The following is a 3,395-nucleotide window of genomic DNA, read 5'->3' as shown; positions in this document are numbered from 1 at the left end:
TCGACCTTCGACGGCGTCTACCAAGGCGTCCGCATCAAGGGCACCGCCGGCGCCACCGGCACCATCATCGACTTCGCCCCCCACCCCGACCAGACCGGTCTCCTGCCGCCCACCCACCTCGAACCGCCGGCACCCCGCAAGCTGTCCGACGAACCCGCGTTCGGGGACGTCGCCACGCGCTTCCTGACCTACGGCTCCACCGCCGACAGAACCGGCGTCCACTACACGCTGCCCGGCCCGAACGGGGCCCTCGCGCAGAACCAGCACGGCGTCTTCATCGAACCGCTGTGGCCCGCGCACCCGAACGGCACCCAGTGGGCCACCGTCTGGTTCAAGGACCCGAACCTGCGGGAGCAGACGGTACGGGCCCTCGCCAACGGCGCCCCGCCGCCGCCCGCATTGCATCGCGGTGACCGGGAGAACGACGCCATGGTCGGCCTCGACGGCGAGGTGGCCACCCCCCATCTACTCTTCCCCTCCGACTGGTCGACGCACCGGCTCCTGGACTCGATCGTCGAGGCCCACCGCAACGCGCGCGGCAACGGCTCATGGGTGGAGGTCCCGGAGGGCGGCTACCTCTGGGAGGGCGTGCACGACGGCGTAAGGATGCACGGCCACGTCCGCGACGGTGAACACCTGTGGGCCCGGCCCTCGACGGACCAACCGCCGTCCCCGGACCACTCGTCCAAGGTGTTCGCGGTCACCGCCCCGGTAGATTTCGAGATGCCCAGACCGGGCACCACACCGGCACCGTTCCGTGTCCAGCGCGTAATCCACCTGGACGGCTCCTTGGGGATGCGCATCACCCGGGTGCTGTCGCATCCGGCGTTGTCCCCGGAGCAGAGCAACGAACTGGCCGGGCCGCTGCGCGAGGTACAGCTGCAAGTGGGCGCCGAACTCAACCGGCCCGACCCACGCGCACACCGCGAACTGAGCCTTATCACCTTTGACGTGGAGCTTGCGCCGACGGACGACCCGGCGATGACCGAGTACAGCCCGGAGCTGTCGAACATCGCGACGGACTTCTTCAATCCGAACATCGTGCAGGACCTGATGGTGCTCGACCTCAACGACCAGGAGGCCGTGAACACCTTCCTGCGCACTGCCGCCGACCGGCTGCCGCCGGTGTCGGAGCTACCGGCCGGCTGGCAGGGCCCGCAGGGGCAGCCGCACCACGAGCAGGCCCCGGCATGGAAGTCGGACGTGACGACTTCGGTCCGCCGCAACACCCTGGCCGGACTGCTCGACGAGCCCGGAGTCAAGGCGTTGTTGGCGCAGCACCGAGGCCAGGAACCGCCCGGCCCGCTCACGAACACAGACACCCACACCACCGACACGAGCGCAGACACACACACCGTCGGCGCGGGCGCGGGTGCAGGCACACACACCGTTGGCGCGGGCGCGGGTGCAGGCACACACACCGACCGCATGGCCGCGGTGGCCGACGCCCTCGGACTGCAGCCCTCCGACCTCACCAGCATCGAGAGCGCCCTGAAGGGCTCCGCCCTCATCCGCCCGGCCCTCGACGCACTCGACCAGTTGGCGGCCCGACTGGATGCCGGGCCCGCAGGCCCCTTCGTGAAGCGGATGACAGAACTCGATGTGCCGCTCTCCGAGTGGTGGGACTTCTCCTCGTATCTGCACACCAAGAGGGCCTCGATGTCCGACATGGTCGCCCTGGACCAGACATGGGTCCAGCCGGTGCTCGACGACTCACGCGCTCATCCAGTGCCGAACGTCTCGGCCGAGACGTCGGCCCAGGCGCACGCGCTGGGCGTGCATCCGCGCTATCTCACGCGGTTGGCCGACGCCCTCAAAGTAGGCCCGGAAGACGTCGCCCTCCTGGGCAAGCGCAAGCCTTTCTGGCAGCAACCCCTGTCACCCGAGGCCCTGGGACAGAAGGTCCGAGCCGAACTCGACAGCGAGCGCGAAAAGCGGGAAGACGCCCGCCTCGCCCGTGACCACAGACGCTTCGACGACGCCGCCGACGAGCTGCTGGGCAGCCGATCCACCCGCACCGAGGAGGAGTTCCGCTCCTTCATGCACTGGTCCACGGTCGCGCACCTGGGCCTGGACGTCCTCCCGGATCAGCGACTGCGAGAGTTGGTGGGGCACTGGCGTCTGGAAACGAATGACGGCACCGCCCCGGTGCCCGCGGACTTCGACCCGCGCAAGGCGGGGAAGCCCCAGGCCGAACTGCTCCATATGGTGGCACTCGCCCATCGATCGGGACCGCTGCCCCAAAAACTGGAGAAGGCCCTGGCCAGGCGCGACGCGGACATCAAGGCCCAGTTGACGCTGCTGGACTTGTGGCACGAGGGGGACGTGCATCAGGACGACGGCCCGCCCGTGACACTGCCCACGGCCCCGAACCCCGCCCAGTCGTCCTCCACTCAGCAGCACGCCTCGCCGAACGTCCCGCTCCACACGCCGCACGCCAGCCCGCACAGGGTCCCGGCACCCACGCCCACACCCACGCTCACGCCCACCTCCGACCACCCCGTCACCGATGTCCCCACGCCCACGCTCACCCCCGCCGTCGACTACTCCGTCGCCCCGCTCCCCCCGGCCCCGCGCCCCAGGCCGGCCACCGACGTCCGTTCGCTGGGCACAGCCGAGATCCGGCGGCCCAGCCGCCTGACGCAGAGGCTGGGCGGGGCCGCCGCGTCCGTCTGGGAGCGCGGGTTCGCCGTCGAACGCACCGAACTCAGCGACGGCAGTGTGCGCTCCGACATCACGGTCCGCATCCATCTGAACCCCCAGCCCGGCGCCAACGAGAACCACGTCGCGAACGCCAGGGAGATGGCGCAGCGCGGCGTCGACACGTACTTCAACGTCCCGAACCACCGTCTCCCGAACGGTGATCTGCTGCGGGTCAGGCTGGAGTTCGTCGACAATCCCGCACAGGCGCACCGACGGGTGCGGTTGCACCCGGACCCGGACGGCACGGGCCGCGACGACAGCGCCACCTGGTACGTCTCGGACGACGGCGAGGACGGTGCGGACAAGTCGCACGTCATCGCGCACGAGACCGGCCACCTCCTCGGCTTCCAGGACCACTACCGCGAGGCCGAGCCGGGTGAGCCGTTCCGGCCGGTGTACGACGACCACTCGCTGATGTCCGGATACGGCATCGACGACGCGGGACGCGTGCAGTTCGACATGGACTACATGGGCCCCTCCCAGCAGATCTCGCCGACGCTGCGCGTCGCGCCGCGGGATCTCCTGCTGCTCTCCACGGCCGTCGACGCCGCCTGGTCGCACACTCCGGGCGTGGGCGCAGGCCCGCACGACAAGGCCGGGGTGCACATCCCGCTCGACGTACGGGACCGAGTCCTGCGCGGTAACGCCACCACCGGCGCCACCGGTCTGCTCGCCCCGCGCGGTCCCTCGGG

At 70.3% G+C, this 3,395-nt stretch carries 1 pseudogene; it reads left to right on the top strand.

Annotation, left to right across the window (positions count from 1 at the left end):
* Positions 1 to 3,395 (top strand): annotated as a pseudogene (locus NBY69_RS09500) (hypothetical protein); the annotation flags it as partial.

The sequence above is a fragment of the Streptomyces sp. A 4/2 genome, assembly GCF_940670765.1.
Taxonomy (GTDB): Bacteria; Actinomycetota; Actinomycetes; order Streptomycetales; family Streptomycetaceae; genus Streptomyces.
Note: the sequence above shows the minus strand (reverse complement) of the source record. Positions and strands in the feature narration are given on the sequence as shown.